The sequence below is a fragment of the Acinetobacter sp. genome, assembly GCF_050285345.1.
In the GTDB taxonomy this organism is placed as follows: Bacteria; Pseudomonadota; Gammaproteobacteria; order Pseudomonadales; family Moraxellaceae; genus Acinetobacter.
Map to the genome: position 1 here is coordinate 1 of NZ_JBLZXR010000010.1, position 2,774 is coordinate 2,774.

Below are 2,774 nucleotides of genomic sequence, written 5' to 3' on the forward strand. Positions count from 1 at the left end.
AGCGATACTCAAACCATTACCGTGCTATTCAATAACCCGGACACGACCCCAGCGAAGCTTTCCGGCACCGATATTTTGACAAGCTGGAAGTGGATTTTAAACAAACGTGACGTGACCGCTATTTTGCAGCCCCGCGCCGTGGATGCGCGTAAATACCCGCAATTGGCTACACGTATGCTGAAGGTTTTGGCGAAAAACCATGACCGTTTTAAACGCGCTCAATTGGCCCGTAGCAAAGAAGAGCTATTGCTTGAAGAATTGACCAATCAGCTTGAAGCATCACAGTCTGAATTGCGTTCATTGCAACAACAGGCATTGATCTACAAACCCAGATTGATGAAGAAACCACGCGCAAGCAGCAGCAAACTGAAGTGATTGCAGCAGCCGTAAATACTGCCAAACCGACAAAATCGGAAGTGATCGAAAAATTTAAAGCAATTATCGATATTTTGACCGGGCAGCATGGCTTTAAGGTGATATTTCAAGATAAAAAATATGATGAAGAATATGGGCAACTTCATGTATCTATTGAGGATAAAAACCAAAGAGATATTCTTTTTCTTGTTACTGATGGGGTTCAGGGTGCAGGGCTTGAATATCGTATTTCTACAAACGCTTATAGCTTTTCATGGGATATTAAAGACAGTGCAGAACAAACGGCGCAGGCCATTGCTGATGCCAGTGCAGAATTTAATAAGAGCCTTCTTGAAGGTAGCGCCGTTAAATGCCCTTATACCGTTGAACAGATTACTGCCAGCATTCGCAATTTAGGCAAGCAAGATGCCAAGTCAATGCGTGTGGCTTATAAGACTTTCAATCAAGAACGTGATGATAAAAACATTGCTTTGGTTGAAGCTAATCCTGAAATGATTGATCAGGTATATGCCATTTTCGCAAAGGAAGGCAATCAAGAAAAAATGCCGGGCCATATTCCTGAATTGCTGGAATTGGAAAAAACAACAGACTTCCCGGTATTGCTTGTATATAACGTGATTCGCAACTTAGATTTTGCTAAAGCTTTTTCTGAAGGTGCGCAAGACCTGATTAAACAAAAGCAGCTTGCAGATGAAGCGCAAAATACAGGGATTAAGCTAAGTGCTGGTGACTTTGTTACAGGTAAATTTGCCAATCTAAATAAAAACAATAGCGTGGCTGAATACCGGGATGAGGTAGAGCAAAACGCCTATAAAGAATCAGTTTGTATCGTGCAAAAAGCGATTACCCTATCGCCTGAAGAATACGACAGTTTTGCCAATTCACTGTTAGAGCCTAACGAAAAAATTGCCGGGCTTGGTGGTACTTGGGTAGATGATGATCAAAAACCACGTGAACAACGTAACTATATGAGCATTGTCGTGGCTGTAATGGCGCAAGGCCGTGAAACCTTACTGATTGACCCACAACAATATAGCTATGCCCGCTATGTGGCTTTAGACCCTAAAAAGGTTGAAGCCCCGGAAGCGTTTAAGGATGTTTATATTGATGCCAGCGGTGAAGTTAAAGACCGTGCTGAAGATGGCAATGCAGGTGGTGCAGATGAAATTACAGATGCGACCGATCCCGATCAATATGCCAAAATTATTGACGATGATGCCCGATTAACCGAATGGCAAGACCCGTTAGATTCATTCTTTCAATCCCGCCTGATTGAAACCCGTAACGCATTGCGCGAACTGGGCTGGACAGGTGAACGCTTTAAAGATTTAAGCAAAGATGGTCATACCTTAGTCATGGATTTAAAGCAGGTTGGTGGTGGTGCCAATGTTGTCGGTGTGACTTATAGCGTATCTGATACTGATTTCAGTGTACGTGATGATTTAAAACTTGATGCACAGGCATTAGCAAGCACAATTGATAGCGCCGTACCCGTTCAAGCCGCTGAAATATTAAGCCCGGATGAGCTGGATCAGCTTGTGAATGAGTTTGCCAAGTCTAAGGGTATGCAAGAGTCTAACGGTTATCAGATTTTAGGTAATTTATCGCTGATGAGCCGTCCGGCTATGGGTGATGTAATCTTGCTTGCCGGGAACCCGAATGAAGAAAACAACGGTTTAAGAGAAAGCAAAACCATTGCTGAAGTTACCGGGAATGAAATTTTTGAATTGACCGCTGAAAAATTGGAGTCCGTTTTTGGTCCATTGATTGATCAGGAAATTGAAAGACTGAAAGCGGGTGCGCCAGCTTTAAAACCTTCATCTTATGCAATTAAAAACACAAATCCACGCGCTCGAAAACCACGCGGCACCATTACCCTGAAACCGCTTGAAAGTGATCAATCGGGGAATTATGAAGTGACGATTGTTAAAGACGGTGTTGGTGGTCAATTTGTAGGCACGATTGAGGAAGCTAAAAACTGGCTTATTCAGCGTTTGATGGATATGGGCGAAGCTGTTTCTGATAAAGGGTATAGCTTTGCAGATACGGCGCAAAAGCTTGATTTGATTATCGGTGATGATGTTTTGGGTATTAAAACCCTTCCTGAAAACCCATATCAAAATGCTGCATTGATTGATCTTGCAAAAGGTGTGGTAAAAGAATTGGCGGCACTGGGTTGGGAAAAATCAGGCAGTACCGTAGTAAAAACCATTGATGTGAATGGCGAACCTAGCAGGCTTAAATTTGATTTTAATCCGGCCAAAAAAGGCAAGGAAATTTGGATTAAAAACGATAATGGTGAAAGCATTGGCGAATTTGCTATGCCTGAATTGACTGAAATCGGCGTTAAAGGAAAGGCGCAAGAAATGGACGCCTTTGTAACTGAATTTGCAACCAGT

At 42.6% G+C, this 2,774-nt stretch carries 1 protein-coding gene and 1 pseudogene; both read left to right on the forward strand.

Features of this window, described 5'->3' with window-relative positions:
* Window positions 1–375: pseudogene (locus ACN6OV_RS00890) on the forward strand (hypothetical protein); the annotation flags it as partial.
* A partial coding sequence (locus ACN6OV_RS00895; protein ID WP_427948845.1) for a hypothetical protein occupies window positions 372–2,774 on the forward strand: 2,403 nt, incomplete at its 3' end. The pseudogene ACN6OV_RS00890 and the gene ACN6OV_RS00895, both read left to right, overlap by 4 nt.